26 protein-coding genes and 1 tRNA gene are annotated in these 24,292 nt (G+C 64.2%); 19 read left to right on the top strand and 8 right to left on the bottom strand.

Annotation, left to right across the window (positions count from 1 at the left end; translation table 11 throughout):
• The first annotated feature begins 105 nt into the window (after positions 1–105).
• The 7 genes from NCS28_RS02180 (at position 106) to NCS28_RS02150 (ending at position 7,519) form a co-directional block, all read left to right on the top strand.
• Entirely contained in the window at positions 106–870 is a 765-nt protein-coding gene (locus NCS28_RS02180; RefSeq protein ID WP_250512246.1) for a response regulator transcription factor, read from the top strand.
• Between the two features lie 5 nt (positions 871–875).
• Positions 876–2,459 carry a sensor histidine kinase gene (locus NCS28_RS02175; protein ID WP_250512245.1) on the top strand — a complete coding sequence of 528 codons (1,584 nt, stop codon included), beginning with the start codon at positions 876–878 and terminating at the stop codon, positions 2,457–2,459.
• Positions 2,460–2,690: 231 nt separating this feature from the next.
• On the top strand, positions 2,691–4,349 hold the full coding sequence (locus NCS28_RS02170; RefSeq protein ID WP_250512244.1) for an MFS transporter: 1,659 nt from the start codon (positions 2,691–2,693) through the stop codon (positions 4,347–4,349).
• Between the two features lie 103 nt (positions 4,350–4,452).
• A tRNA-Met gene (locus NCS28_RS02165) sits at positions 4,453–4,529 on the top strand.
• A gap of 117 nt (positions 4,530–4,646) precedes the next feature.
• Positions 4,647–5,507, top strand: a complete 861-nt coding sequence (locus tag NCS28_RS02160) for a MurR/RpiR family transcriptional regulator (RefSeq protein WP_250512243.1) — start codon at positions 4,647–4,649, stop codon at positions 5,505–5,507.
• 106 nt (positions 5,508–5,613) lie between these two features.
• Positions 5,614–6,945, top strand: coding sequence for an aspartate aminotransferase family protein (locus tag NCS28_RS02155; protein ID WP_250512242.1), 1,332 nt, complete (start codon positions 5,614–5,616; stop codon positions 6,943–6,945).
• Positions 6,946–6,964: 19 nt separating this feature from the next.
• On the top strand, positions 6,965–7,519 hold the full coding sequence (locus NCS28_RS02150; RefSeq protein WP_250512241.1) for a carboxymuconolactone decarboxylase family protein: 555 nt from the start codon (positions 6,965–6,967) through the stop codon (positions 7,517–7,519).
• On the opposite strand, the gene NCS28_RS33165 is transcribed toward NCS28_RS02150, so the two are convergent.
• Positions 7,441–7,959, bottom strand: a complete 519-nt coding sequence (locus NCS28_RS33165) for a transporter substrate-binding domain-containing protein (RefSeq protein ID WP_502801137.1) — start codon at positions 7,957–7,959, stop codon at positions 7,441–7,443. The genes NCS28_RS02150 and NCS28_RS33165 overlap by 79 nt on opposite strands.
• 188 nt (positions 7,960–8,147) lie before the next feature.
• On the opposite strand from NCS28_RS33165, the gene NCS28_RS02140 reads away from it, so the two are divergent.
• Positions 8,148–8,816 (top strand): glycine zipper 2TM domain-containing protein, encoded by a 669-nt coding sequence (locus NCS28_RS02140; protein WP_250512240.1) that lies wholly within the window; start codon positions 8,148–8,150, stop codon positions 8,814–8,816.
• A 28-nt stretch (positions 8,817–8,844) separates the two neighbouring features.
• Here the strand turns inward: NCS28_RS02140 and NCS28_RS33160 are convergent, their stop codons facing one another.
• Complete coding sequence (locus tag NCS28_RS33160; protein ID WP_284504733.1) at positions 8,845–8,979, bottom strand: hypothetical protein; 135 nt, start codon at positions 8,977–8,979, stop codon at positions 8,845–8,847.
• Here NCS28_RS33160 and NCS28_RS02135 point away from each other — a divergent pair.
• A complete protein-coding gene (locus NCS28_RS02135; protein WP_502801136.1) occupies positions 8,957–9,448 on the top strand; it encodes a hypothetical protein in 492 nt (163 codons plus the stop codon). The two genes, NCS28_RS33160 and NCS28_RS02135, sit on opposite strands and share 23 nt — an antisense overlap.
• Before the next feature lie 368 nt (positions 9,449–9,816).
• On the opposite strand, the gene NCS28_RS02130 is transcribed toward NCS28_RS02135, so the two are convergent.
• Genes NCS28_RS02130 through NCS28_RS02120 form a run of 3 tightly spaced genes read right to left on the bottom strand, consistent with a single transcriptional unit; the run spans position 9,817 to position 11,728 of the window.
• On the bottom strand, positions 9,817–10,203 hold the full coding sequence (locus NCS28_RS02130) for a hypothetical protein (RefSeq protein WP_250512238.1): 387 nt from the start codon (positions 10,201–10,203) through the stop codon (positions 9,817–9,819).
• A gap of 18 nt (positions 10,204–10,221) precedes the next feature.
• Positions 10,222–10,785: an outer membrane protein assembly factor BamE domain-containing protein gene (gene bamE, locus NCS28_RS02125; RefSeq protein ID WP_250512237.1), complete on the bottom strand. Its 564-nt coding sequence runs from the start codon at positions 10,783–10,785 to the stop codon at positions 10,222–10,224.
• Positions 10,786–10,810: 25 nt separating this feature from the next.
• A complete protein-coding gene (locus tag NCS28_RS02120) occupies positions 10,811–11,728 on the bottom strand; it encodes a peptidoglycan DD-metalloendopeptidase family protein (RefSeq protein WP_250512236.1) in 918 nt (305 codons plus the stop codon).
• Positions 11,729–12,233: 505 nt separating this feature from the next.
• On the opposite strand from NCS28_RS02120, the gene NCS28_RS02115 reads away from it, so the two are divergent.
• On the top strand, positions 12,234–12,485 hold the full coding sequence (locus tag NCS28_RS02115) for a GlsB/YeaQ/YmgE family stress response membrane protein (protein ID WP_250513034.1): 252 nt from the start codon (positions 12,234–12,236) through the stop codon (positions 12,483–12,485).
• 60 nt (positions 12,486–12,545) lie between these two features.
• Here NCS28_RS02115 and NCS28_RS02110 read toward each other — a convergent pair whose 3' ends face one another.
• Positions 12,546–13,205 (bottom strand): DedA family protein, encoded by a 660-nt coding sequence (locus tag NCS28_RS02110; RefSeq protein ID WP_250512235.1) that lies wholly within the window; start codon positions 13,203–13,205, stop codon positions 12,546–12,548.
• Between the two features lie 202 nt (positions 13,206–13,407).
• Here NCS28_RS02110 and mutL point away from each other — a divergent pair, with 202 nt between their 5' ends.
• Entirely contained in the window at positions 13,408–15,360 is a 1,953-nt protein-coding gene (mutL, locus tag NCS28_RS02105; RefSeq protein ID WP_250512234.1) for a DNA mismatch repair endonuclease MutL, read from the top strand.
• Complete coding sequence (gene miaA / locus NCS28_RS02100; protein WP_250512233.1) at positions 15,357–16,304, top strand: tRNA (adenosine(37)-N6)-dimethylallyltransferase MiaA; 948 nt, start codon at positions 15,357–15,359, stop codon at positions 16,302–16,304. Before mutL ends, miaA begins: the two co-directional genes overlap by 4 nt.
• 61 nt (positions 16,305–16,365) lie before the next feature.
• Here the strand turns inward: miaA and purM are convergent, their stop codons facing one another.
• Complete coding sequence (purM, locus tag NCS28_RS02095) at positions 16,366–17,421, bottom strand: phosphoribosylformylglycinamidine cyclo-ligase (protein WP_250512232.1); 1,056 nt, start codon at positions 17,419–17,421, stop codon at positions 16,366–16,368.
• Positions 17,422–17,671: 250 nt separating this feature from the next.
• Between purM and hda the strand changes: the two genes are divergently transcribed.
• From hda to NCS28_RS02060, 7 genes are all read left to right on the top strand, one after another.
• On the top strand, positions 17,672–18,475 hold the full coding sequence (hda, locus tag NCS28_RS02090; protein WP_250512231.1) for a DnaA regulatory inactivator Hda: 804 nt from the start codon (positions 17,672–17,674) through the stop codon (positions 18,473–18,475).
• 11 nt (positions 18,476–18,486) lie between these two features.
• Positions 18,487–19,173 carry a histidinol-phosphatase gene (locus tag NCS28_RS02085; protein WP_250512230.1) on the top strand — a complete coding sequence of 229 codons (687 nt, stop codon included), beginning with the start codon at positions 18,487–18,489 and terminating at the stop codon, positions 19,171–19,173.
• Positions 19,166–20,743 carry a polynucleotide adenylyltransferase PcnB gene (gene pcnB, locus NCS28_RS02080; protein WP_250512229.1) on the top strand — a complete coding sequence of 526 codons (1,578 nt, stop codon included), beginning with the start codon at positions 19,166–19,168 and terminating at the stop codon, positions 20,741–20,743. The genes NCS28_RS02085 and pcnB overlap by 8 nt, the downstream gene beginning before the upstream one ends.
• Positions 20,744–20,821: 78 nt before the next feature.
• Positions 20,822–21,379, top strand: a complete 558-nt coding sequence (gene folK / locus NCS28_RS02075; protein WP_250512228.1) for a 2-amino-4-hydroxy-6-hydroxymethyldihydropteridine diphosphokinase — start codon at positions 20,822–20,824, stop codon at positions 21,377–21,379.
• Complete coding sequence (locus tag NCS28_RS02070) at positions 21,376–22,056, top strand: deoxynucleoside kinase (RefSeq protein ID WP_250512227.1); 681 nt, start codon at positions 21,376–21,378, stop codon at positions 22,054–22,056. The genes folK and NCS28_RS02070 overlap by 4 nt, the downstream gene beginning before the upstream one ends.
• Positions 22,057–22,105: 49 nt before the next feature.
• Complete coding sequence (panB, locus tag NCS28_RS02065) at positions 22,106–22,921, top strand: 3-methyl-2-oxobutanoate hydroxymethyltransferase (protein WP_250512226.1); 816 nt, start codon at positions 22,106–22,108, stop codon at positions 22,919–22,921.
• Positions 22,922–23,019: 98 nt separating this feature from the next.
• Positions 23,020–23,319: a hypothetical protein gene (locus NCS28_RS02060; protein ID WP_250512225.1), complete on the top strand. Its 300-nt coding sequence runs from the start codon at positions 23,020–23,022 to the stop codon at positions 23,317–23,319.
• Positions 23,320–23,329: 10 nt separating this feature from the next.
• Here NCS28_RS02060 and NCS28_RS02055 read toward each other — a convergent pair whose 3' ends face one another.
• Positions 23,330–24,268 carry a CopD family protein gene (locus NCS28_RS02055; protein ID WP_250512224.1) on the bottom strand — a complete coding sequence of 313 codons (939 nt, stop codon included), beginning with the start codon at positions 24,266–24,268 and terminating at the stop codon, positions 23,330–23,332.
• Positions 24,269–24,292 lie beyond the last annotated feature (24 nt).

Raw genomic sequence — 24,292 nt, 5'->3', positions numbered from 1 at the left:
GCAGCTTTTTTTCCACGCCGCGCGAGACCCGCAAAAACTACGAAACACCTGGAGACCGCCGCGCCGGGCGACATACGGTGCCGGCAATAAAAGGCGCACACGACGATGCGAATCCTCATTGCCGAAGACGACAGCATACTCGCGGACGGCCTCGTCCGATCACTCCGCCAATCGGGATACGCCGTCGACCATGTGAAGCATGGCGTCGAGGCGGACACCGCCCTTTCCCTGCAGCCGTTCGACCTGCTGATACTCGATCTCGGCCTGCCGCTCATGCCCGGCCTCGAAGTCCTGCGACGCCTGCGCGCGCGCAACTCGCAGATGCCGGTGCTGATCCTGACCGCCGCCGACAGCGTCGATGAACGCGTCAAAGGCCTCGATCTCGGCGCGGACGACTACATGGCCAAACCGTTCGCCCTGAACGAGCTCGAAGCGCGCGTGCGTGCGCTCACGCGACGCGGCGCAGGCGGCGGCCCGACGGTCGTCAAGCACGGCTCGCTTTCCTTCGATCAGGTCGGACGGATTGCGACGATCGGCGACCAGGTCATCGATCTTTCCGCGCGCGAACTCGGCGTGCTCGAAGTGCTATTGCAAAGAACCGGCCGGCTCGTGTCGAAGGAACAGCTCGTCAATCACCTGTGCGAATGGGGCGAGGAAGTCAGCAACAACGCGATCGAGGTCTACGTGCATCGGTTGCGGAAAAAGATCGAGCCGAGCGGCGCGAAGATCATCACGGTGCGCGGCCTCGGCTACACGCTGGAGAAAGCGGGCGGCGCGACGAATGGCGCGAACGGCGCAAACGGCGCAAACGGCGCGAACGGCGGGAGCCCGCAATCGTCGGGCGAAGCCGCCAGTCATCACTATAAGTAAGCTGCATGGCGTCGTCCGCTTCCACCGAATCGCCCGAATCGAAAGACCACGCCACGGCGTCCGCCGACGATTCCGACGCCCTGCGCGACGCGCGCTACGCCAATCCCTTCGCGCCGCCCGACGAGCTCGAGCCCGACAACGAGACGCATCCGCGCTCGCTCTTCGGCGAAATTCTCGACTGGATGCTCGCGCCGCTTCTGCTGCTCTGGCCGATGAGCATCGCGGTGACGTATCTCGTCGCGAAATCGATCGCGAACGGGCCGTTCGACCGCGCGCTCGAAGCCGACGCCTACGTGCTCGCGCGCCAGATTCAGCCGGTCAATGGCGTCGCCGAATTGCGCCTGCCCGACGCGACGCGCGATTTCCTGCGCGCCGATAACGTCGACAGTGTGTTTTTCCAGGTGCTCGGCACGCGCGGCGAGCTGGTCGGCGGCGACCGCGACATGCCCTTGCCGCACGACGACGATCGTCCGCAGCCGGGCATCGTCGAGTTTCGCGACGATGTTCTGCGCGGCAACGACATCCGCGTCGCCTATACGACCGTCGATCTGCCCGGCCTCGCGCCCGGACGCGATCCTGACAGCACGCAGCCGGTGCTCGTGCAAGTGGCCGAGACGCTCGACAAGCGCAGCCAGCTCGCCAACGACATCATCAAGGGCGTGATCCTTCCGCAGTTCGTGATCCTGCCGCTCGCGATCATCCTCGTATGGTTCGGGCTCTCGCGCGGGCTCGCTCCGCTGCATGCGCTGCAGTCGAACATCCGCGCGCGCCGCCCCGACGACCTCTCACCGCTCCAGGCGGGCAGCGCGCCGCCGGAGATCGCACCGCTCGTCGCGTCGTTCAACGATCTGCTCACGCGCCTCGAACAGAACATGGAGTTTCAGAAACGCTTCATTGCCGATGCCGCGCATCAGATGAAGACGCCGCTCGCGGGCCTGCGCATGCAGGCGGAACTCGCGATGCGCCAGGACGTGTCGACGGAAGTGCAGCGCTCGCTCGAACAGATCGCGATGAGTTCCGAGCACGCGGCGCGCCTCGTGACACAACTGCTCGCGCTCGCGCGCGCCGAGAATCGTGCGACGGGACAGATATTCACGCCCATCGTGCTTACGGATCTCGCGCGTCTCGCCGTGCGCGACTGGGTGCAGGCCGCGCTCGCGAAGCGTATGGACCTCGGCTATGAAGAGCCGCCGTTTCCGGTCGAAGTGGAAGGCAACGTCGTGATGTTGCGGGAGATGCTGTCGAACCTGATCGACAACGCGATCCGCTACACGCCGGCCGGCGGGCGCATCACGGTGCGCGTGCGGACCGACGCCCACGATCTCGATCTCGTGCATCTCGAAGTGGAAGACACGGGCCTCGGCATTCCGGCTGCGGAGCGCGAGCGCGTGGTCGAGCGCTTCTATCGCATACTCGGCCGCGAGGGCGACGGCAGCGGACTCGGCCTCGCGATCGTCAAGGAGATCGCGACGATGCATGGCGGTGCGCTCGCCATCGAGGATCACGTGTATCAGGAAAGCCCGAAACTCGCCGGAACCCTCGTTCGGGTCAGCCTCCAGCGGGTTTTTCCTGCCCGGGACAAACCCTGAGCGTAAGCGTCGCGCGGCGGAACTTTGCGCGCGAGAAGAACGAGCTTAGAAGAATTTAAACGATCGTTCGAAACACATGCGGGACAGTTCGACGCAAATCCTCGTTATAGCGTCTTTGTTGCCTGTCATCCACCGCGTCAGAACGCCGTAAGTTTTCGTTCCAATAATCCTTGCACCGGAGCCGCCTAATCGCGGACCGATGTATTCGAAAATCAAATCAGGAGACGATACATGGCTACGGTTGAGGGGCGCGTGTCACACGCACCGATGACGGCGGAGGAGAAGAAAGTCATCTTCGCCTCGTCGCTCGGCACGGTGTTCGAATGGTATGACTTCTATCTGGCGGGTTCGCTCGCCGTCTATATCAGCAAGACTTTCTTTTCAGGCGTCAATCCGACGGCCGGCTTCATCTTCACTTTGCTGGGCTTCGCCGCGGGCTTCGCGGTACGTCCGTTCGGCGCGATCGTGTTCGGGCGGCTCGGCGACATGGTCGGGCGCAAGTACACGTTCCTCGTGACCATCGTCATCATGGGTCTGTCGACGTTTCTGATCGGCTTCCTGCCGGGATACGCGACGATCGGCATCGCGGCGCCGGTCATCTTCATCGCGATGCGGCTGTTGCAAGGTCTCGCGCTCGGCGGCGAGTACGGCGGCGCGGCGACGTATGTTGCGGAGCACGCGCCCTCGAACAAGCGCGGCGCATGGACGGCGTGGATCCAGACGACGGCGACGCTCGGCCTCTTCATCTCGCTGATCGTGATTCTCGCGGTACGCACGATCATGGGCGAAGAGCAGTTCGGCGCGTGGGGCTGGCGCATTCCGTTCCTTGTGTCGATCCTGCTGCTTGCGGTGTCCGTGTGGATTCGCATGAAGCTGCACGAGTCGCCCGTGTTCGAGCGCATCAAGGCGGAAGGCAAGACTTCGAAGGCGCCGCTCACGGAGGCGTTCGGCGAGTGGAAGAACCTGAAGATCGTGCTCCTCGCGCTCTTCGGTCTGACGGCGGGCCAAGCGGTCGTGTGGTACACGGGCCAGTTCTATTCGCTCTTCTTCCTGACGCAGACGCTGAAGGTCGACGGCACCAGCGCGAACATCATGGTCGCGGTAGCGCTCTTGATCGGCACGCCGTTCTTCGTGTTCTTCGGTTCGCTGTCGGACCGTATCGGGCGCAAGCCGATCATCATGGCCGGCTGCCTGATCGCCGCGTTGAGCTTCTTCCCGCTCTTCAAGGCGCTCGCGCACTACACGAACCCGACGCTCGAAGCCGCGACGCAGAAGTCGCCGATCGTCGTGATCGCCAATCCGGACGAGTGCTCGTTCCAGTTCAATCCGGTGGGCACGTCGAAGTTCACAACGTCGTGCGATATCGCGAAGAGCGCGCTGTCGAAGGCGGGTTTGAACTACGAGAATGTGGCGGCGCCGGCGGGCACGCTCGCGCAGATCAAGGTCGGCGAGACGGTGGTGAACACGTACGACGGCAAGGCCGCCGACGCCAAGGTCCAGGGCGCTGCGTTCGACAAGACGCTCGCGGGCACGCTGAAGAGCGCGGGCTATCCGGCGAAGGCCGATCCGGCGCTGATCAACTGGCCGATGGCGATCGTGGTTCTGACGATCCTCGTGATCTTCGTGACGATGGTCTACGGTCCGATCGCGGCGATGCTGGTCGAGATGTTCCCGGCGCGGATCCGCTATACGTCGATGTCGCTGCCGTATCACATCGGCAATGGCTGGTTCGGCGGCTTCCTGCCGGCCACCGCCTTCGCGATCGTCGCGGCCCGGGGCGATATCTACTCGGGCCTGTGGTATCCGATCGTGATCGCGCTCGCGACGTTCGTGATCGGCATGCTGTTCGTGAAGGACACGCGCAAGTCGAATGTGTATAACGAGGATTGATCGCAGCTTCGCGGGCCCTTCTGTCCTTCCACGCGGTTCTTAAGAAATTGCGTGGAAGGGCTTGACAGGCTGTATGACCCTCGCCATAATCTCGTCTTCTTTCGGCGAATTAGCTCAGTCGGTTAGAGCGACGGAATCATAATCCGCAGGTCCGGGGTTCGAGTCCCTGATTCGCCACCAGCTTCAAGAAAAGCCGCTGTCCCACAAGGACAGCGGCTTTTTGCTTTTCTCCCTACGCGCTTGTTCCTCGCCGCCCTCATGCTTAAATAGCGCATCCGCTTCTCAAGCATCCCGAACGTGCCCACCTTCGACCAGCTCGCCACGACCATCCGCGATCGTTTCCCCGACCTGAGCCCGCAATTTCAGGCCGGCGCCGCGTTCCTCCTCGACTATCCCGACGAAGTCGCCGTCCTCTCGATGCGCAAGGTCGCCGAACGCGCGAAGGTGCAGCCCGCTGCGATGGTCCGTCTCTCGCAACAACTCGGCTTTCCCGGCTGGAACGAGCTGCGCGAAATCTTCGTGAGCCGTGTGCGCACGTGCCCCGAACCGCTGACGACGCGCGCCCGTTCGCTCGTCAAAAGCGGCGCCGGCAATCACCTGACCCGCGATCTCGCGCAAGCGCAATCGCACAATCTCGATCTCACGCTCGCGCAAAACGCCCAGAGCGTCGTCGATGCGGCCAAGACCTTGAAGAAAGCGTCGCATGTCCATGTCGCGGGCTTTCGGTCGTGCTATCCCGTCGCGTTCAGCCTGCTATACGGATACCGCCTGTTCCGTCCATCCGTGAGCCTCGTTAACGGCGAAGCCGGCACGCTGGAGATGCAGTTGCGCGGCATCGAGAAGCGGCAAGCCGCGGTCGTCGTCAGCTTCGCGCCGTATTCCGTCGAAGCGGTGCGTGTCGCGCAGGCGGCGATCGAGCGCGGCGCGAAACTCATCGCTCTCACGGACAGCGCCGTGTCGCCCATCGCGTTGAATGCGGATCACACGCTGATCTTCTCGCACGAATCGCCGTCGTTCTTTCCGTCGCTCGTCGCGGCGTCGGCACTGGCGGAGATGCTCGTCGCGCATCTGCTTGCGCTCGAAGGCAAGGACGCGGTCGCGAATCTGGAGCGGGCCGAAGCCGCGCTGCACTCGCAAGGCGCGTACGCGGCAAGTTAGCCGAACGCGCAATGCGTTGTCGGCACGCGCATACCTGACAACAAATGTTGTTGAAGCGTTAGAATCGAGCATCGCGTGTTGCGAGCGCACTCATCAGGCACAAACCATGTCCACGGTATTCCACCGCGCGCCGCGCGCGAAACTTCCCGTCGCCGTGCGCGGCAATGGCATCGAGATCGTCGATTCGACCGGCAAGCGCTATATCGACGCATGCGGCGGCGCGGCCGTCTCGTGTCTCGGTCACAGCCATCCGCGCGTGATCGACGCCATTCAGCGCCAGGTGCAGCAACTGCCCTACGCGCACACATCGTTCTTCACGACGCAGCCGGCCGAAGCGCTCGCGAACTTGCTCGTCGAAGCCGCGCCGAAAAATCTCGGTCACGTTTACTTCGTCTCCGGCGGTTCGGAAGCCATGGAAGCCGCGCTCAAACTCGCGCGCCAGTATTTCGTCGAGAAAGGGCAGCCGCAACGGCGGCATTTCATCGCGCGGCGGCAGAGCTATCACGGCAACACGCTCGGCGCGCTGGCCATCGGCGGCAATGCATGGCGGCGCGAGCCGTTCTTGCCGATGCTCATCGAAGCGCATCACGTCACGCCCTGCTTCGCCTACCGCGAGCAGTTGACGGGCGAAAGCGACGAAGCCTTCGCGCAACGCCTCGCCGACGAGCTCGAAGCGAAGATTCTCGAACTCGGCGAGGAATCGGTGGCGGCGTTCGTCGCGGAAACGGTCGTGGGCGCGACGGCGGGCGCGGTGCCGCCGGTGCGCCAATACTTCCGCAAAATCCGCGCGGTCTGCGACAAGTACGGCGTGCTGCTGATCTTGGACGAAGTCATGTCCGGTATGGGCCGCACCGGCTTTCTGTTCGCGTGCGAGGAAGACGGCGTGTCGCCCGATATTCTCGCGATCGCGAAGGGTCTCGGCGCGGGCTATCAGCCGATCGGCGCGACGCTCGTCAGCAACGAGATCTTCGACGCGATCGTCGGCGGTTCCGGCTTCTTTCAGCACGGTCACACGTATATCGGTCACGCGACGGCTTGCGCTGCTGCACTCGAAGTGCAAAGGGTCATCGCCGAAGACAAGCTGCTCGACAACGTGAAAGCGCGCGGCGAGCAATTGCGCGCGGCATTGCGCGAGCGTCATGCGAATCATCCGTTTATCGGCGACGTGCGCGGCCGCGGTCTTTTCACCGGCGTCGAGCTGGTTCGGGACCGCGAAAGCAAGACGCCGTTCGATCCAAAGCTCAAGCTGCACGCCGTCATCAAGAGCGAGGCGATGAAGCGCGGCCTCATGGTCTATCCGATGGGCGGCACCGTCGATGGCCGGATCGGCGATCATGTGCTCATCGCGCCGCCGTTCATCACGACGAACGAGCAGATCGAAACGATCGTGGAGCGGCTTTCCGACGCAATCGACGGCGCGCTTTCCGCTATCGCATGAGAACGAACATGAGACGAACATGAGCAAACGCCTTCCCGACTTCCAGCCCGCGACCGCATCCGACGAACAAAAAGCCGTGTTGCACGACATCCTGAGCGGCCCGCGCGGCAATCTCAACGGCCCGTTTCTCGGCTGGATTTTCAGCCCGGAACTCGCGCAGAATGCGCAAAAACTCGGCGCATTCTGCCGCTACAAGACGGGCCTGCCACTGCGTCTTTCCGAGCTCGCGATTCTGGTGACGGCGGCGCGCTGGCGCTCGCAGGCGGAATGGCACATCCATCATCCGATCGCGCTCGATGCCGGCCTGCCCGCCGATATCGCCGAAGCCCTTCGCATCGGCCAGACGCCGGCTTTCGCCGATGCGGACGACAAGCTCATCTTCGATTTCGCCACCGAACTCTACGAAACGAAGCGCGTGAGCGATCCGACGTACGACGCCGCCGTCGCGCGCTTCGGTCATACGGTCGTGGTCAACCTCGTCGGCTTGCTGGGCTATTACGCGCTCGTCGCGATGACGCTCAACACCTTCGGCATGCGCGCCGAAGGGCAGACTGAGCTGCCCTTTGCCGAGTAAGCATCGTCACTCGAACGCCTTGTCGTTCGGCTCGGCGCAGAGCTTCTGCATCGCGTCGTGACGAAGAAAGATTCGGAAAACGCGACCTGTTTCTGCCGCGACACGAGATTGGTCGTCACGCCGCATTCGAGATCGACGGTGCCGTTCTGCACGAGCGAGATGCGGTTCTGCGACGTCACCGGAATGACGCGCACGCGTAGATCCGGGTGCTTCGTCTTCGCCTTGACCGCATCGATCACCTTGTGCAAAGGTCCCGCGAAAGCCGACCACATCGTTGTTTGCATCGAAATACGGAACGGCACGGACGTTTCGCGATGACCGATCGCGATCAGATGACGCTCTGGATCTTCGCGAGCGTCGGCTGGTCCGTCCTGGCCGTAGCTCGCTCCCATTAAGAGTGACAACGCGAGAGACGATGCAAGCAGCGACGCGGATTTCATGACGACCTCATTCGATGTGAGTTGATACGTCTGTTGCTTTTTTCAACACATCAGCAACATATGCATTCACTTTGGCCGGATCAAAACCCTTTGCGATGCGACGTTTGCTTACAAATGTCACAGCAATCGCGTGCACCGCCTGAGCCAGGCGGCGTTATAGCTGGCAGGCACCCACAGGAGTCGCTGCCATGAACGCCGTTCCCGAGATTCAAACGAAGCCGTCCCGCATTCATCCGCTCGTCGCGGCAGCCGCTGTGTCGATCATCGTCGCGTGCGGCACCGGCGTCGCGGCGATGACGGGCCTTCTGCCGTCGTCGAAAGCGACCGCCACGACGGTCACCGCTTCGCCGCTCGTCGATGCCCAGACGGCCAGGCCCGCGACCGTCGCGCAGGCGTCGCCGGCGGCGGCTCAGCAACCCGCATCGCTGCCGCGCGCCGTGCGCGGACATCATCCGACGCCGCTGCACAGGCCCGCGCCGGCTCAGGACAGCACGTCCTACACGCCGAACCCTGCGCCCGCCTACGATCCGTACGCCGGCGAAGTGACGGCCGTCAACGCCGTGCAGACCGCGCAGCCGACGACCGGCATCGGCGCGATCGGCGGCGCGGTGGTCGGCGGGCTCGCGGGCACGCAGATCGGCAATGGGCGCGGACGCACGGCGGCGACGATCATCGGCGCGATCGGCGGCGGGCTTGCGGGGAACCAGATCGAACACGTCGTTCACAAGGCGACGACCTATCAGGTGCAGGTCCGCATGAACGACGGCAGCGTGCGCAGCTTCAACTACGAAGCCGCGCCGGGCGTGGCGGTCGGCCAGAGGGTGCGCGTGTCCGGCGAAACGCTGACGGCCGCCTGAGCAAGCGGCCGCGCGCCTTAAGACACAGCTAATTCTCCGGTGCGATGATGCTTCCCACGCCAAACGCATCAAGCGAATGCAGCGTCCCGGCGCACAGAAACCGTCCGGCCTGCGCGAACACCTCTTTCGGGAGTATTGCCGTGAAGAAGAAATCGACGAACATGAAATCCGCCCGTCCCGCGATGTCGCCGCTGCTGCGCGCGCTGACATACAGCCGCGCGGCGCGCGAACCGATGATCGACGCGATGCTGCTGCGTTGCTACGCGGCGCTCGACGCGTTTCATCGCGGGCACGGCTCGCAGCCGCTCTTCATGACGCTGTGCCGTCATATGCTGGTTGCCGAAGAGCTGTGCCAACTCGGCCACGCGCCGGAATTCGAGAACGACATCACGCTCGCGCACGAGGCGCTGGTCGAACTGGATGCGCGTCATTCCGCCGACGCCGCCTGGACGCTCGACGCCGAAGAATACGCGCGTCTTTGCACGGCGCTCGCCGTGTTCTCGGCGCAACTGGAAGACGCGACGCTCGAACACATCGCTCAGGCGGAAGCGCGGATGGTCACGCAATCGCTCGTCGCGGCGAACATGCGCTCGGGTGTCGGACGCGCGGAGGCGGTGTCGGCGACGGGCTGAACATCGCGTCGACTCAGGGCTTTCCCTCAATGGGCTTATCAAACGCCCATGTGTTTGCGAACGTACATTCTTAGGAATGGCCTTTGGCAATACTTGTTCCAGCGCACGGGGGGAAGTAGTAAAACGCGCTGAGAGACCGACGAACAGGATGGGCGGCACGCGACCGCGTAGCGGGTAAAAGCAGAGCGCGAGAACAAAAACCAAAGCGCGAGTTTTTATCAACGACGTGGCGAGTAGCAGGCGAAGAAGGCCAGCGCCCCGACAAAGAAGCTCAAAAGCCGGCAGCCGCCGGCTTTTTCTTTTGCTGCGTCCGGGACGTCGCAGAGCGTCGCGTGCTGTGAAGGCACTCGACCGCATTCGAGAAAGAATCAGGGAAAAGCGGCCAGCAACGTCCGCGCGCATTCGGCGCACCATCGACGCGACACCTTGTCGGCACGCGCCTCCCATACGTGGCCGTGTGCGCATTGCCAGCGCAGCGGCGTCGCGGCGTCCACATAGCGTCGCGAGAGCAACGCGCCGCCGCGCACCCGCGCTACTTCGCGCAGGCGCTTCGTTTCGAGTTCGAGCCGCTCGGCCGCGCAATTCATGCAGCGCACGTTTTGCGCGACGCCCAGCGAGTTGTCCCAGCGATGACCGTTGTTGCACTCCCAGCGAGCGGTCGCGTTGTCGTCGGAATCGTGCGGCGTCTGATCGCGATAACGCGATGCCTCGTCCATCAAACGAAGACGCGTATCGAAGGTGACGGAATCGCTCATCGTTCGCACATCCCGATGTCAGCGCTGACCGCCGCGGATCGCTTCCGAGCGCGACGTCGTCACGACGATGCCGTCGGGACCGAAGTGCGCGTTGAACATCGCGTCCTGATTCACGCCGTCTTCCAGCCAGTGCCAGCTCCAGACGCGCTCCTTCTTCAGCCGGTACTCCGCGATCTCGGTCGGCTTGCCGAGGAGTCTGCGCACTTCGTCCATCGTCATGCCGGGCCGCACCTTCGCGAAATTTTCCGCGGTCAGCACCTGCGTCACGGAGACGAAGAGGCCGTTCGGATCGAGATCGACCATATAGGTGTTGGTGCCCGCCGGCCCGCGCGGATACTCGAGGCGCTTGCTGCCGTCGGTGAAGGTGCGCTCGGTCTCCGGCTCGCCCATCTGTTCACGGATCTGCGCCTCGGTCGTGACGCCGGGCTGCAGGTTCTTGAGCAACAGGTTATCCGGCTTCACTGCGTTGAAGAATGCCTTCAGCTTGTTCAACCCTTCCTCGCTCTGCTGCTGATCGCATCCCGAAAGCAGCGATGTCAACGAAGCCGCGGCCAGCGCGGCGATCACGATCTTCTTCACCATCCATCCCCTTCCTGCACGCACCGGATCAGCCGCCCGCCGCGCCGAGCAGCGGCATCGGGTCGACTGCGGCACCCGACTTTCTCACTTCGAAATGCAAGGACGGCGTGCCGCTCGGCCCGGTGCCCATGTCCGCGATGGTTGCGCCCTGCTTGACGGTGTCGCCCTCCTTCACGAGCAGCTTCTCGTTGTAGGCGTACGCGGTCAGATAGTCGTTGCCGTGCTTGACGATGATCATGCGCCCGTAGGAACGCAAGCCGCTGCCCGCATACACCACCTTGCCCGACGCCGCCGCCTTCACCGGCTGCCCGACCTTGCCTTCGATATCGATGCCCTTGTTGCCGCTCGCGCCGAACTTGCGCACGACTTCGCCGTGGACGGGCCAGACGAACGTGCCCTTGGACGCGGTCGCGCTGACCGTGGACGGACGCTCTTCGTTCGCCGCGACGGGCTTGTCGGCCGCGGACTTCTGCGCCGCCGATTTCTCCGGCGTCGGCAGAAGCGGAGGCTGCGCCGCTGTCGAAGCCTTCGTCGAAGCCGGCACCGATGCCCCCGGCGGCGCGACACGCAGCACCTGCCCGACATTCACCTGCCTGCTTTCCGGCAGCGTGTTCCACTTGGCCAGATCGGCGGGCTTCTGCTTGAAGGTGCGTGAAATGCCGTAGAGCGTGTCGCCCGGCTTCACGCGATAGAAGCCCGGCTCGACCGGCGCCGCAACGGTGGGTCCGAGCGGCACGACCGGCGCCGGCGTCACGCCCGGCGACGTGCTTTGCACCACGGGCGGCGCGCTCAACGCCGAATTTTCGACGATCGGCGCGGGCGTGCGCGGCGTCGACGTACAGCCTGTCAAACCCGCCGTCATCGCCATCGCGAGCGCCGTGCCCGCGATCGCCCCGCGCGAGCCGGATCCGAATCCTTCCTTATGCATCACCAGCAGCTTTCTCATGCTTGTCGTCTTGAACTTTTTTCAACTCGCCGGCCGCGCCCGTATGCGCGGCGTTTTCATCAGGCGCAGACGCTTATCGCCACACCGTACACCGCCGTTCCCCCGCATCGGAGAATGCCACAGCCCGACGCCAATGCGACAAATGCCAGCGCGATCAACACTGCCCACACCGCGCGCACCCGCTCGCTACATACGAATCTCAAACTTTGAAATAACACGATCCCGCCAGCATAAAACATTACAGAAACAAATTTGCCTCAGTGACCTAAACGACACACTTCGATAAACCGCCGACCAAACTCTTTGGCATTCTAAATTTTTGACGTAAACGGCCGCGCCCGTGCTCGCTCGTCGTGTAGCGCATCGGCGTTCGGCCACATTGACAATCCTTGACATTTGACCGGCCCTTGCCACGGCCATTTCCGCTACATTGCCCGCGCCCGGACGCAGTTTCCGCTGCATCCCGCAACCCTCAATTCGACAGGAGTCTCAGCCCATGCAAATCATGCAACACGGAATCATCCTCAGTCTGATCATCGGCGGCGTGGCCGGCTGGCTCGCCGGTCTCATCATGAACGGCAGCGGCTTCGGCGTGCTCGTGGATATTCTCGTCGGCATCGTCGGCGGCGTGATCGGCGGATGGATCTTCGGCACGCTCGGCCTCTCTTTTGGCGGCGGCATTCTCGGCACGCTGATCACGGCCGTCATCGGCGCGGTGGTGCTGCTTTTCATCATCCGCCTGTTCCGTCGCGCGTAAAGCGGCTGCGCGGCGCCCGCGAGGCAGGCGGTCATCGGCCTCGCGGGACTCGTTCCAACCTCAAGCCTTGGAATTGCGGCGGCTCATCTTCCAGAGCGCGCCGATGGCGACCGGCACGATGGCCGCGCCGATTCCCACCAGCACGATCACGTTCAGATACTGCTTGATGAATGGAATGTTGCCGAAGAAATAGCCGAGCAGCACCAGCAAAAGCACCCAGATGAGCGCGCCCAGAATATTGAACAACTGAAAGCGCGCGTGACTCATCGACGATACTCCCGCGACGAACGGCGCGAAGGTCCGCACCACCGGCACGAAACGCGCGATCACGATCGTCTTGCCGCCGTGCTTCTCGTAGAAGTTATGCGTCTTCTGCAGCGCGGCCCGGTCGAGAAAGCGCTCTAGCACCGGAATGTTCGTGTCGAAGACTTTGGGCCCGATCGCGCGGCCGATCCAGTAATTCACCGTGTTGCCGGTCACCGCCGCGACGAGCAGCAGCACGATCAGCGCGAACAGATCCATTTCGTGCGACGCGGCGAACGCTCCGCCGATGAACAGCAGCGAATCGCCCGGCAGGAACGGGAACACGACGAGCCCGGTTTCGCAGAACACGATCAGGAACAACACCGCGTAGACCCAGGCGCCGTAATTCTGGATGAAGACACCGAGCGACTTGTCGATGTGAAGGATGAGTCCCAGGAATTGCAGCAACGTGTCCAAAAATCTGTCCTCAAAAAGTGGAGCCGCGCCGGAAAAGCGGCGCATCGGCATCGAAGGCGGGAGTCGCGCCATGATACCGAAGTGGTACGTCGAGTCGGTTAAAAAACGCTATCCGGGCGTCATCGTGCGACGCGTTGGCGGGCATGGACGGACGCGTCCGGCGAGCCGGGGGCGAAACGTTGCGAATCGTTATAATTTCGGCATGGCCGACCTCAACGAAACTTCCGCAGCCGATTTGACCGCCGATGCCGTGCGCCGTTCGCGCGCCATCGCCCCGCTGCCCGACCAGCTCATCAGCCAGATCGCCGCGGGCGAGGTAGTGGAACGGCCGGCGTCCGTCGTCAAGGAATTGCTGGAAAACGCGCTCGACGCGGGAGCGACGACGTTGCGCATCACGCTCGACGAAGGCGGCGTGAAACGCATCGTGGTCGCCGACGACGGCTGCGGCATTCCGCCGAACGAACTTCCCCTCGCGCTGTTGCGCCACGCGACGAGCAAGATCCGCTCGCTCGCCGAGCTGGAAGCCGTCGCTACGCTCGGGTTTCGCGGGGAAGCGATCGCGTCGATCGCATCGGTTGCGGAACTGTTCATCACGAGCCGCACCGAAAGCTGCGCGCACGCCACGCGCATCGACGCGCAGACCGGCGCGATCTCGCCGGCGGCAGGGACCGTCGGCACGACGATGGAAGTGCGCGAGCTGTACTTCAACACGCCCGCGCGCCGCAAGTTTCTGAAGAGCGAACAGACCGAGCTCGGGCATTGCCTCGACGTGATCCGCCGCACGGCGCTCGCACGGCCCGACGTCGCGATTTCGGTGATGCATAACGGCAAGGCCGTCGAGCACTGGAACGCGAGCGATCCGCACACGCGCGTCGCAAAGATTCTCGGCGAGGTGTTCGAAACCGCGCATTTGCCGCTCGACGAGCGCGCCGGGCCGCTCGCCGTCTACGGTTGCGCGGGTCTGCCGACCGCGAGCCGCGGCCGCGCCGACCAGCAGTATTTCTTCGTGAACGGCCGCTTCGTGCGCGACAAGCTGCTCACGCACGCGGTGCGCGCCGCGTACGAAGACGTGCTGCACGGCAATCGCTATCCGGCGTACGTGCTGTTTCTCGATCTGCCGCCCGAATCCGTCGATGTGAACGTGCATCCGTCGAAGATCGAAGTGCGCTTTCGCGATACGCGTTCGATACATCAGTACGTCTTTCACGCCGTGCAGCGCGCGCTCGCCCGCCACGCGGGTGCTTCACCGGAAACGACATCGGGCGGACACGCGGCGCAGTTGCAGCCGACCGGCCCCGCGTCGTTCAGCGCGAAGCCTTTCGCCGGCACGCCGGACGCGCTGCATCTGAAAAGCGAGAACGGCACGAACTGGATGCGCCAGTCGCGCATGACGCAGGGCACGCTGCCGGTCGCGCAACCGCTCGCTCTGTATGACGCCCTCTTCGGGCGCAAGGACACCGGCGCGGGCACGCCGAACGCGACGACATCCATCGACACGCCTTACCCGAGCGTGGACGAGCGGCCATCGGCGCCCGTCATGGCGAGCGACAGCGCACTCGACCACGCCGACGAACAGCCGCTCGGTTTCGCCGTCGGTCAGATTCACGGCATCTACGTGCTGGCGCAAAACGCGCGCGGTCTCGTGATCGTCGACATGCACGCCGCGCACGAGCGCATTCTCTACGAGCAGTTCAAACACGCGCTCGCCGATCGCGCGATCGCGGTGCAGCCGCTCCTGATTCCCGTGTCGATGACGGCCGAACCGGTCGAGATCGGCATCGTCGAGGAAGAGCGCGACACGCTCGATGCGCTCGGTTTCGATCTCGCGGTGCTGTCGCCGACGTCGATCGCGATCCGCGCGGTGCCCGCGTTGCTGAAGGATGCCGATCTGCAATCGCTCGCGCGCGCCGTGCTCGCCGACCTGCACGCGTATGGCGGATCGCGCGTGCTCACCGAACGTCAACATGAATTGCTGGGCACGCTCGCGTGTCACAACGCGGTGCGCGCGAATCGCCGGCTTACGCTCGACGAAATGAACGCGCTGCTGCGCCAGATGGAAGCGACCGAGCGCGCCGACCAGTGCAATCACGGCCGGCCGACGTGGTTTCAACTCACACTCGCCGATCTCGACCGCCTTTTCATGCGCGGGCAATGAGCAATACCGCTTTTCGTGTGGCCTGTCTGCTCGGGCCGACGGCGTCGGGCAAAACGGCGGCGGCGCTCGCGTTCGCGGCGCGGCATCCGGTCGAGATCGTCAGTGTGGATTCGGCGCTCGTCTATCGCGAGATGGATATCGGCACGGCCAAGCCGAGCGATGCGGAGCGCGCGGCGGCGCCGCATCATCTGATCGACATCATCGATCCCGCCGAAAGCTACTCCGCCGCGCAGTTTCGCGCGGATGCGCTGCGGCTCGTCGGAGAGATCGTCGCGCGGGGGAATGTGCCGTTGCTGGTCGGCGGCACGATGCTGTACTACAAGGCGCTGACGCAAGGCCTGAACGATCTTCCCACTGCCGATGCCGACGTTCGCGCCGCGCTCGACGCCGATGCCGCACGCGACGGCTGGCCGGCGCTCCACGCACGGCTCGCAACGGTCGATCCGCAAACGGCCGCGCGGCTCGCCCCGAACGACTCGCAGCGCATCCAGCGCGCGCTCGAAATCTTCATGCTGACCGGACAGCCGATGTCCACGCTCCTCGCCGCGCCACGCACACAGCACGTGGATGCGCCGTATCGCTTCGTGCCGATCGCGCTGGAGCCGTCCGATCGCGCGGTGCTGCATGCGCGCATCGCCGCGCGCTTCGATGCGATGCTCGCGCAGGGTTTCATCGACGAAGTGAAGCGGCTGCGCGCGCGCGGCGATCTCGATCTGTCGATGCCGTCGATGCGCTGCGTCGGTTATCGGCAAGCGTGGGAATACCTCGATGGCGCAACAAGCTACGACGAGATGCGCGACAAGGGCATCTTTGCAACGCGGCAGTTGTGCAAGCGGCAGTTGACGTGGCTAAGGGCGATGCCGGAGCGCATCGTGGTGGATTGCTGCGCGGGGGATGCGACCGGGCGGGCGATGGAGGCAGTGCAGCGGATATCGCGAATGTAGGCTTCAAAAACAAAAAACCCTCGCACACGGCGAGGGTTCTTGTCAGCGCAACCCGGCGATATCACACCACCACCGTCTGCGCCTCCCCTTCCTTGCTCTCGCGCACGACGCCTATCTTCCACACCTGCTCGCCCGCAGCCGACAGCAGACCGGTAGCCGCATCGGCATCTTCCGCCGCGACGATCACCGCCATACCGATACCGCAGTTGAAAACGCGATGCATCTCCGCATCCGCGACGCCGCCGTGCTTCTGCAGCCACGCGAACAGCGGCGGCAGCGGCCATGCGCGATGATCCAGCTCCGCCGTCAGTCCGTCACGCAGCACGCGCGGAATGTTCTCGACCAGCCCGCCGCCCGTGATATGCGCCATGCCCTTCACGGTCACGCTTTGCATCGTCGAAAGCAGCGGCTTCACGTAGATGCGCGTCGGCGCCATCAGCGCGTCGGCGAGCGAGCGGCCGTCGAAGTCGGCGTTCAGATCGGGATTCGCGCGCTCGATGATCTTGCGCACCAGCGAATATCCGTTCGAATGAATCCCGCTCGAAGCCAGCCCGAGCACCACGTCGCCCGGCTTGATCGTGCTGCCGTCGATAATCTTGCTCTTTTCCACCGCACCGACCGCGAAGCCCGCGAGGTCATACTCGCCATCGGGATACATGCCCGGCATTTCCGCCGTCTCGCCGCCGATCAGCGCGCAGCCCGCGAGCTCGCAACCCGTCGCGATGCCCTTCACGACATCGGCGGCGGTGTCCACGTCGAGCTTGCCGCACGCGAAGTAATCGAGGAAAAAGAGCGGCTCGGCGCCCTGGACGAGGATGTCGTTCACGCTCATCGCGACGAGATCCTGGCCGACGGTGTCATGCCGGTTCAGCGTGAACGCGAGGCGCAGCTTCGTGCCGACGCCGTCCGTGCCCGATACGAGCACCGGCTCCTTGTACTTCTTCGGCACTTCGAAGAGCGCACCGAATCCGCCGATGCCGCCCAGCACGCCGTCACGCAACGTTTTCTTGGCAAAGGGCTTGATCCGGTCGACGAGCGCGTCGCCTGCGTCGATGTCCACGCCCGCGTCGCGATACGACAAACCCTGGGCGTCCGGAGCGGATTTCGGTTGATTCATGGGGAGGAAGCGAGAAGGTCGGTAAAATGCGATTTTACCCGATGATGACCCGACGACGGTCGGCCGGCTGGATTTTCCCGCGTTCGCCAGAAACCGCGAAGGCGCTCTTTTCGAGATCGAAGGCGATTTCGAAAGCGCCCCGAGCGATGGGCGCACAGGGCGTTCGGCCGCGGCTTTGCGCGTATACCCGCGGCTCATCCGGCAGTTTTCAAGATATGCCCGACTCAAGGCCCGACGACACCGATCTCCCGTGCAACGCCAACTGACGCTCGATCTGGGCACGCCGCCGCCCGCCACCTTCGACAATTTTTTCGCCGCCGGCAATCACGAACTGATCGCGCGGTTGCGCGCGCTCGAAGGCGCACTCGCGGCCGGGCCGGTCGCCGACCGCTCGTTCTACGTGTGGGGCGAGCCGGGCAGCGGCCGCAGCCATCTGCTTCAGGCGCTCACGCACGAGGCGAATGGCCATGCGCGCTATCTCAGCCCGCAAAGCGCGCTCAACGCATTCGGTTTCGATCCGCGCGTGACGCTCTACGCCGTCGACGATTGCGACCGCCTGTCGGCCGCGCAGCAAATCGCCCTCTTCAATCTCTTCAACGAAGTGCGCGCGCATCCGACGAGCGCCCTCGTCGCGACCGGCAACGACGCGCCGCTCGCGCTCACCGTGCGCGAAGACCTGCGCACGCGGCTCGGCTGGGGCCTCGTGTTCCATCTGCAGCCGCTTTCCGACGAAGCGAAGGCGTCGGTGCTGAAGCACGCGGCGCGCGAACGCGGCATCGTCCTCGCCGAGGACGTGCCCGGCTATCTGCTCACGCACTTCCGGCGCGACATGCCGAGCCTCATGGCCCTGCTCGACGAGCTCGACCGCTTCTCGCTCGAGCAAAAGCGCGCGGTGACGCGCGCACTCCTGCGCACGATGCTCCAGCAAAGCGGCCGCGCCGCGCCGCTCGTCCCGGTGTCGGCGCAAGAGCGGTCGTCCGATCTTCTCGGCGATCCGGCCGGCCCCGATTCCGGCCCGGCCGCGCCGGACAACGCCCCGACCCGCTTCAAGTAAAATGCGCACCCATGAACCTCGCCCTCTTTGATCTCGACCACACGCTCATTCCCACCGACAGCGACCACGAATGGGGCCGCTTCATGGTCAAGCTCGGCATCGTCGACGCGAAATCCTTCGCGCGTCAGAACGATGCTTTCTACGCCGATTACAAGGCGGGCGTCCTCGACATCAACGCGTATCTGCACGCGATGCTCGCGCCGCTCGCGAAGTACTCGCGCGAGCAACTCACCGACTGGCACACACAGTTCATGCGCGAGGTGATCAATCCGCGCATCGTGCCGGCCGCCGTCACGCTGGTGCGCGAGCATCAGGACAACGGCGATCTGTGCTGCCTCGTCACGGCGACCAACGCGTTCATCACCGCGCCGATCGCGGAAGCCTTCGGCATCGAAACGTTGATCGCATGTGAAGTGGAAACGGTGGACGACCATCCGCATGGAGCGCTCACCGGCCGGCCGACCGGCACGCCGAGTTATCGCGAAGGAAAGATCGTGCGGGTCGAGCAATGGCTCGCGTCGATCGGCAAGAAGCTGTCCGACTTCAAACACAGCTATTTCTACAGCGACTCGCACAACGACATCCCGCTGCTTGAGCGCGTCACCGATCCGGTCGCGACCAACCCCGACGACACCCTGCGCGCGCATGCGCAAGCCAAAGGCTGGCGCATCCTGAACCTGTTCGACACACGTGATTAAAAAACTTATCCGCAAGCTGTTCGGGCAAGATAGCGCCGACTCCAACGAAAGCACAGCGAACGATACGCCGGCTGCTTCGCCCGACACCAAGCCCGCTCGCAAGAGCACGCGCAAGAAAGCCGCCGCGCCCGCGAAGCGCGACCCGAACGTGCCGGTGATCCTGTCGTCGGAGATACACGGCATCGATCCGTCGCTGATCTCGAAGAACGCGGTCCGCGTGACCGACGGTCTGCAGCACGCGGGGCATCGCGCGTTCATCGTCGGCGGCGCGGTGCGCGATCTGCTGCTCGGCGTCGCGCCGAAAGACTTCGACGTCGCCACCGACGCCACGCCCGATCAGGTGCAAAAGCTCTTTCGCCGCGCGCGCATCATCGGGCGGCGCTTTCAAATCGTGCACGTGCAGTTCGGCCAGGAGATCATCGAGACATCGACGTTTCGCGCGTTGATGGACGCCCCGCCCGAACCGGCCTCGGAACCGCCGCGGCGGCTCAGGCGCGGCGAGCTCGATGGCCGCACGCACGCCGTCGATGCGAGCGGCCGCGTGTTGCGCGACAACGTCTGGGGTGAGCAGCACGAAGACGCCACGCGCCGCGACTTCACCATCAACGCGATGTACTACGATCCGGCCACGCAAACCGTGCTGGATTATCACGACGGCATGGCCGACATCCGCGCGCGCCTGTTGCGCATGATCGGCGATCCGGCCACGCGTTATCGCGAAGATCCGGTGCGCATGCTGCGCGTCGTGCGTTTCGCGGCGAAGCTAGGCTTCGAGATCGACGAAGCCACGCGCGCGCCGATCAAGGATCTCGCGGATCTGATGAACAACGTGCCGGCCGCGCGTCTCTTCGACGAAATGCTGAAGCTGCTGCTATCCGGTCATGCGCTCGCCTGTCTTACCCGTCTGCGTCAGGAAGGCTTGCATCATGGCGTGCTGCCGCTGCTCGACGTCGTGCTCGAACAGCCGCACGGCGAGAAGTTCGTCACGCTCGCGCTCACGAGCACCGACGAGCGCGTGCGCGCGGGCAAGCCGGTTTCGCCGGGCTTTCTCTTCGCCACGCTCTTGTGGCACGACGTGCAGACGCGCTGGCAGCAATACACCGCGAACGGCGAATATCCGGTGCCTGCATTGCATCGCGCGATGGACGATGTCCTCGACATGCAGACCGAAAAACTCGCGATCCACAAACGCTTCTCGTCGGACATGCGCGAGATCTGGAGTCTTCAACATCGGCTGGAAAAGCGCGGCCGCAGCGCGCTGAAGCTGCTGGAACACCAAAGATTCAGAGCGGGGTATGATTTCCTGCTACTGCGTTGCGAATCGGGCGAACTCGATGCGGCCATCGGCCAGTGGTGGAGCGACTTCATCGACGGCGATCATGCCGAACGTGAAGCGCTGCTGTCGCAAGGCGGCAAGGAACGCAACGGCCCGAAGAAGCGCAGGCGCCGCAGCAACGCGAAACGCCGTTCGGGCGAGCCGGGCGCGCCGATCGATCAGGCCGAATCAGGCAATGATGGCGACGCGATCCCGAGCGCGGCGAACAAGCACGAAGACGCCGACAACGAGTAACGCCGGTTTTGGTTACAGTAGCGAAGAGCGATCTTGCTTTCCCGCTTTTCGCTGTGACCCACGCGTAGGACTTCTGCCATGACGATTGCTTATCTGGGCCTGGGGGCGAATCTCGGCGATGCGCGCCAGACCTTGAAAGACGCAGTCGTGTGTCTCGCCCAGCAGCACACGATCACCGTGCTCGCGAAATCGAGCGTCTATCGCACCGCGCCGATAGATGCATCGGGCGACGACTACTTCAATTGCGTCGTGAAGCTCGAAACGAGCCTGCCGGCGCGATCGCTTCTGCGTTTGTGTCATCACATCGAGGAGCAGTTCGGGCGCGAGCGGCCGTATCGCAATGCGCCGCGCACGCTCGATCTGGACATCCTGCTGTACGGCGCATCGAGCATCGATGAAGCGGATCTCGTCGTACCGCATCCGCGCATGACCGAGCGTGCCTTCGTGCTCGTGCCGCTAGTCGAACTCGAACCGGATCTCATTCTTCCCCAACGCGGCCGCGCGGATGCGTTCATCGCGGGCGTCGCCGATCAGCGCATCGAAAAGGTCGCGACGTGCCAGTGCATGGTCGCAACGAATCCGCGCGACGCCGCCGCGACCACCGCCCCTTCCAACGACAAGACAGACTGCCGATGAGCGTTCCGCCACTCACCGTGACCGCGCCGCAACTGCGGCCGCCGCATCGTTATATCGCGATCGAAGGACCGATCGGCGTCGGCAAGACGACGCTCGCTACGCTGCTCGCCGAACGCTGGTCGATGCGCACGCTCTTCGAGCGTCCGCAAGACAATCCGTTTCTCGAACGCTTCTATCGCGACACCACGCGTCACGCGCTTTCCACGCAGTTGAGCTTCGCGTTGCAGCGCGCGTCGCAGACACAGGAAGCCGCCGATATCGTGACGAGCGGCGCCGCGTTTATGACCGACTTCCTCACGCAAAAGAGCGAGCTCTTCGCGCGTCTCACGCTGCCCGACGACGAGTTTCAGCTCTACAAGGAGGTCGCCTCGCGCATACGTGCGAGCGCGCCCGCGCCCGATCTCGTCGTCTATCTGCAGGCGAGCCCCGAAGTGCTCTTCTCGCGCATCCAGAAACGCGCGCTGCCGATGGAGCTGCAAATCTCCGATTCGTATCTGCGCGCGCTCTGCGATGCTTATAACGACTTCTTCTATCACTATGACGCGACGCCGTTGCTCACCGTGAATGCGGAGCACCTGAACCCGCTCGAATCGGATGACGATCTAGCGCTCCTCGTCGAGCGCATCGAATCGATGCGCGGGCGCAAGGAATTCTTTGTCAAAGGCGTATCGGTCTGAGCGCATCGCGCGGCCACGCCTTCTTTAGCGACTCTTTAGTGAAACGATCATGACGTATCTGCAGGAAACGAATCGCTCGACGATCACCGTACCCAAGCTTCAAACCATGCGCGAAGCCGGCGAACGCATCGCGATGCTCACGTGCTACGACGCGAGCTTCGGCGCGCTGCTCGAACGCGCGGGCGTCGATGTCATGTTGATCGGCGATTCGCTCGGCAATGTGCTGCAAGGGCACAGCACGACGCTGCCCGTCACGCTCGCCGACATCGCTTATCACACGGCATCGGTGGCACGCGGCAACCGCAGCGCGCTCATCGTCGCGGACATGCCGTTCGGCACGATCGGCTCGAAGGAAGAGGCCTACGCGAACGCCGTGCAACTGATGCGCGCGGGCGCGCAGATGGTGAAGATCGAAGGCGGCGAATGGCTCGCGGATACCGTGCGCTTTCTGGTCGAGCGGTCGATTCCGGTGTGCGGACACGTCGGGCTCACGCCGCAATCGGTGCATGCGTTCGGCGGCTTCAAGGTGCAGGGCAAGTCCGAAGCGGCGGCCGAACAGATGAAGCGCGACGCCATCGCGTTGCAGGACGCGGGCGCCCAACTGCTCGTGATCGAAGCGGTGCCTACGCTGCTCGCGCGCGACGTCACGCAGGCGCTCGCGATTCCGACCATCGGCATCGGCGCGGGCATCGACTGTTCGGGACAAGTGCTCGTGCTGCATGACATGCTCGGCATCTTTCACGGCAAGCGGCCGCGCTTCGTCAAGGACTTCATGCAAGGCCAGCCGAGCATTTTCGCGGCCGTCGAAGCGTATGTGCGCGCCGTGAAGGACGGCAGCTTTCCGGGCCCCGAGCACACGTTCTGAGCGATTGCGGCTCGCCCACGACTGCGTTTTTTCGCACATACTGCCGAGCTTCCTGCGCGTACCCTTGCCGATAGTCACTAAAAAAAGCGAGAACGATCATGTGGCACGTCCTTCCCGATGAATACGTCCGAGCCCAACTGGCCGTGGGCTCGCTCGTCGCGCTGGGCGTGGCGCGCGTGGTGGCGGCGGGAATCGGCGCGCAGCATGGCTGGCGCATTGCGGCGGTGACGCGCTGGTTCATCGGCGCGGCGTTCGTGTTCTGCCTGCCGCAGTTGCTCGAAGTGATCTTCGTCGCCGATTCGCATACGGCGTTCGTCGAGCTGCAAGGCAAGATCATCGGCTGCGCGGTGGCGCTCTTCTGCGCGCCGATCGTCTCTCACAAACTCGGCTACGAATAAGCGCGCGCTTTCAGCCCGCGAGCGCCGATCCCGGCACGCTGTGCGACAGCACGGCCGCCGCCACGAATACGAGCGCCATCATCACTGCTTCGATGCGCATCACGTTGATGACCGTGTGAGCGTCCATCGTCGATGCCGAGCGTTGCAGACGCGGCAACGCAGACCATCGATTCAGCGCGCCGAACCCGAGCGCCGCCGCGACCAGCGCGATTTTCACGATCAACGCATGACCCCAGGTGCTCGCGGTGAGCGCCGCGAGCGAGCCGCCGACGCCGCGCCACGCATTGAACACGCCCGTCAGCAATACGAGCGCGACCGCCATCGATGCCGCCCGCGACATGCGCGCGACCGTGCGGATCAGGACCGCACGCGCCACCGATGTATCGAGCGCCGGCAACACGAACGCGCCCGCGATGACGATGCCGCCCCACACCGCGGTCGCGAGAAGATGCAGCGTTTGCACGCCTTCCGCGAAGGAGAACGCGCCCGCGTCGGCCGCGTGGCCGATCGCCGACTTGCCCGCCGCGACGATCAGCGCGGCCAGCATCGCCGATCCGATCCGCGACATCGACAGTGGAGCAACGCTCGTCGCGAGCAATAAAAGCAGGCTGCCCGCCAGTGCGACCGACCAGCCGATGCCCGCGTGCGTGTCCGTCGCGACGAGCCACAACGACGCGCCCGCTTCCAGGATCGGCGCGCCGCTCATCGCCGCCGACTGGAGCCACAGAGAAGCGAAGTTGCACAAGACCAGCGCGATTGCAGCGAGCACACCGCCGCGCGCGGCACGCCGCCAGCCTTCCCGCGCGGGAAAAACGGACGACGCGGGCGCGAACGCCTGTTCGCGCGATAGCCAGCCGTTCAAAAGCAACGCGCCGAGCGCGCAGGCAAAGGCGAGATCGGCGAGCGCCGCTAAAGCCGTCTGCGCAAGCCAGAGAGGATCGTCGTTCATCATGCGGAAGCGGTCGCGGCGCGA

The organism is Caballeronia sp. INDeC2 (assembly GCF_023631325.1).
GTDB lineage: Bacteria > Pseudomonadota > Gammaproteobacteria > Burkholderiales > Burkholderiaceae > Caballeronia.
Note: the sequence above shows the minus strand (reverse complement) of the source record. Positions and strands in the feature narration are given on the sequence as shown.

What these genes read in the sequence shown, in the direction of transcription:
- NCS28_RS02180 (WP_250512246.1), top strand. Translation starts at nt 106, where the DNA reads ATGCGAATCCTCATTGCCGAAGACGACAGCATACTCGCGGACGGCCTC.
- NCS28_RS02175 (WP_250512245.1), top strand. Translation starts at nt 876, where the DNA reads ATGGCGTCGTCCGCTTCCACCGAATCGCCCGAATCGAAAGACCACGCC.
- NCS28_RS02170 (WP_250512244.1), top strand. Translation starts at nt 2,691, where the DNA reads ATGGCTACGGTTGAGGGGCGCGTGTCACACGCACCGATGACGGCGGAG.
- NCS28_RS02155 (WP_250512242.1), top strand. Translation starts at nt 5,614, where the DNA reads ATGTCCACGGTATTCCACCGCGCGCCGCGCGCGAAACTTCCCGTCGCC.
- NCS28_RS02150 (WP_250512241.1), top strand. Translation starts at nt 6,965, where the DNA reads ATGAGCAAACGCCTTCCCGACTTCCAGCCCGCGACCGCATCCGACGAA.
- NCS28_RS33165 (WP_502801137.1), bottom strand. Translation starts at nt 7,959, where the DNA reads ATGAAATCCGCGTCGCTGCTTGCATCGTCTCTCGCGTTGTCACTCTTA.
- NCS28_RS02140 (WP_250512240.1), top strand. Translation starts at nt 8,148, where the DNA reads ATGAACGCCGTTCCCGAGATTCAAACGAAGCCGTCCCGCATTCATCCG.
- NCS28_RS33160 (WP_284504733.1), bottom strand. Translation starts at nt 8,979, where the DNA reads ATGTTCGTCGATTTCTTCTTCACGGCAATACTCCCGAAAGAGGTGTTC.
- NCS28_RS02130 (WP_250512238.1), bottom strand. Translation starts at nt 10,203, where the DNA reads ATGAGCGATTCCGTCACCTTCGATACGCGTCTTCGTTTGATGGACGAG.
- bamE (WP_250512237.1), bottom strand. Translation starts at nt 10,785, where the DNA reads ATGGTGAAGAAGATCGTGATCGCCGCGCTGGCCGCGGCTTCGTTGACA.
- NCS28_RS02120 (WP_250512236.1), bottom strand. Translation starts at nt 11,728, where the DNA reads ATGAGAAAGCTGCTGGTGATGCATAAGGAAGGATTCGGATCCGGCTCG.
- NCS28_RS02115 (WP_250513034.1), top strand. Translation starts at nt 12,234, where the DNA reads ATGCAACACGGAATCATCCTCAGTCTGATCATCGGCGGCGTGGCCGGC.
- mutL (WP_250512234.1), top strand. Translation starts at nt 13,408, where the DNA reads ATGGCCGACCTCAACGAAACTTCCGCAGCCGATTTGACCGCCGATGCC.
- miaA (WP_250512233.1), top strand. Translation starts at nt 15,357, where the DNA reads ATGAGCAATACCGCTTTTCGTGTGGCCTGTCTGCTCGGGCCGACGGCG.
- purM (WP_250512232.1), bottom strand. Translation starts at nt 17,421, where the DNA reads ATGAATCAACCGAAATCCGCTCCGGACGCCCAGGGTTTGTCGTATCGC.
- NCS28_RS02085 (WP_250512230.1), top strand. Translation starts at nt 18,487, where the DNA reads ATGAACCTCGCCCTCTTTGATCTCGACCACACGCTCATTCCCACCGAC.
- folK (WP_250512228.1), top strand. Translation starts at nt 20,822, where the DNA reads ATGACGATTGCTTATCTGGGCCTGGGGGCGAATCTCGGCGATGCGCGC.
- NCS28_RS02070 (WP_250512227.1), top strand. Translation starts at nt 21,376, where the DNA reads ATGAGCGTTCCGCCACTCACCGTGACCGCGCCGCAACTGCGGCCGCCG.
- panB (WP_250512226.1), top strand. Translation starts at nt 22,106, where the DNA reads ATGACGTATCTGCAGGAAACGAATCGCTCGACGATCACCGTACCCAAG.
- NCS28_RS02060 (WP_250512225.1), top strand. Translation starts at nt 23,020, where the DNA reads ATGTGGCACGTCCTTCCCGATGAATACGTCCGAGCCCAACTGGCCGTG.
- NCS28_RS02055 (WP_250512224.1), bottom strand. Translation starts at nt 24,268, where the DNA reads ATGAACGACGATCCTCTCTGGCTTGCGCAGACGGCTTTAGCGGCGCTC.